Here is a 1,892-nt window from a genome sequence, read left to right on the forward strand (position 1 = left end):
TTTCCTTCTCTGTTCTCCATAGAAAGGAGGTGATCCAGCCGCACCTTCCGATACGGCTACCTTGTTACGACTTCACCCCAGTCATCAATCCCACCTTCGACTGCGTCCTCCTTACGGTTAGACTACAGGCTTCGGGTGTTACCGACTCCCATGGCGTGACGGGCGGTGTGTACAAGGCCCGGGAACGTATTCACCGCAGCATGCTGATCTGCGATTACTAGCAATTCCGACTTCATGTAGGCGGGTTGCAGCCTACAATCCGAACTAAGACTGCTTTTAGGGGTTCGCTCCACCTCGCGGCTTTGCATCCCTCTGTTTACAGCCATTGTAGTACGTGTGAGGCCCAGGTCATAAGGGGCATGATGATTTGACGTCATCCCCACCTTCCTCCGTTTTGTCAACGGCAGTCCTGCTAGAGTGCTCTTGCGTAGCAACTAACAGTAAGGGTTGCGCTCGTTGCGGGACTTAACCCAACATCTCACGACACGAGCTGACGACAACCATGCACCACCTGTCTATATGTCTCCGAAGAGATTTCACTCATCTCTGAGCTATGCATACGATGTCAAGACCTGGTAAGGTTCTTCGCGTTGCTTCGAATTAATCCACATACTCCACTGCTTGTGCGGGCCCCCGTCAATTCCTTTGAGTTTCAACCTTGCGGTCGTACTCCCCAGGTGGATTACTTATTGCGTTTGCTGCGGCACGGAAGGGGTCAGTCCCCCCACACCTAGTAATCATCGTTTACGGCGTGGACTACCAGGGTATCTAATCCTGTTTGCTCCCCACGCTTTCGAGCCTCAGCGTCAGTTAAAGCCCAGTAAGCCGCCTTCGCCACTGATGTTCCTCCTAATATCTACGCATTTCACCGCTACACTAGGAATTCCGCTTACCTCTACTTCACTCAAGAACCACAGTTTCAAATGCAGTTTATGGGTTAAGCCCATAGTTTTCACATCTGACTTGCGATCCCGCCTACGCTCCCTTTACACCCAGTAATTCCGGACAACGCTCGCTCCCTACGTATTACCGCGGCTGCTGGCACGTAGTTAGCCGGAGCTTCCTCCTCAGGTACCGTCTTTTTTCGTCCCTGAAGACAGAGGTTTACAATCCTAAAACCTTCTTCCCTCACGCGGCATCGCTGCATCAGAGTTTCCTCCATTGTGCAATATTCCCCACTGCTGCCTCCCGTAGGAGTCTGGGCCGTGTCTCAGTCCCAATGTGGCCGATCAACCTCTCAGTCCGGCTACTGATCGTCGCCTTGGTAAGCCGTTACCTTACCAACTAGCTAATCAGACGCGAGCTCATCTTTCAGCGATAAATCTTTGATAATCAAATCATGCGGTTCAATTATATTATGCGGTATTAACGATCGTTTCCAATCGGTATCCCCCTCTGAAAGGCAGATTGCTCACGTGTTACTCACCCGTCCGCCACTAGATCAGAAAAGCAAGCTCCTCTTCTCTCGTTCGACTTGCATGTGTTAAGCGTGCCGCCAGCGTTCGTCCTGAGCCAGGATCAAACTCTTAATTAAAGTTGTATATCAAAAGCATCTCTGCTCTTGTTATCCTGTTTCAGTTCACTTCACTGAACGTACATTTCTTTTACGTCTTTATGTTAGACCTTTAATTCTTTTTCTCAAAAGAATCTCTCAAGGGTTTCGTACTATTCGTCTTTGTTCAATTTTCAAGATGCTGTTTCGTTACACTCTTTTGTGTCGTGCAACTTTTACATTATATCACACTTTTTATCTTTTGTCAACCCCTTTTCTGAAGTTTTTTCAAAAAAGTTTTTTGACTTCCGATTTTTTCGTGCTTTCTAATGTGCTGTCTTAAATCAGCTTATCTATTATATCATATTAGCTAAGCTTTGTCAAGACTTTTCTTTGTGAA

1 rRNA gene is annotated in these 1,892 nt (G+C 47.7%); it reads right to left on the minus strand.

Going from position 1 to position 1,892, the window contains the following annotated elements:
• Positions 1-22: 22 nt before the first annotated feature.
• Positions 23-1,534, minus strand: a 16S ribosomal RNA gene (locus DW938_RS14430).
• Between the last annotated feature and the right edge of the window lie 358 nt (positions 1,535-1,892).

The organism is Ruminococcus sp. AM43-6 (genome assembly GCF_003461785.1).
GTDB lineage: Bacteria > Bacillota > Clostridia > Oscillospirales > Ruminococcaceae > Hominimerdicola > Hominimerdicola aceti.